The 261-nt window shown below is 66.3% G+C and carries 1 protein-coding gene; it reads right to left on the minus strand.

Annotated elements, in window-relative coordinates:
• On the minus strand, nt 1-261 hold a 261-nt coding region (locus tag AC5RVV_RS18440), incomplete at both ends, for an NUDIX domain-containing protein (protein ID WP_494002768.1).

The raw sequence follows: 261 nt of genomic DNA on the forward strand, positions 1-261 counted from the left end.
GCGCGGCCCGCAGCCGGTTGGCCAGCGGCACCACCGTCACGCTTTCGAGCTCGTCCGGCGGCAGGAAGCGGTAGCTGAGCAATTCCGCGTCCGGCAAGGTGATGACCGCATCCTCAGCCAGGGTGCCGCCATCGTACACAAAGAGCATGGAGTCACCGTACGGTTCCGGATGGAACTGGTGCTCGATCACCAGCAGCGCGCCCAGGGTAAGGTCTAGCCCCAGCTCCTCGGTGCATTCCCGCTCGCAGCCGTAGCGCGGAT

This window comes from Arthrobacter sp. MDT2-34-1 (assembly GCF_059091365.1).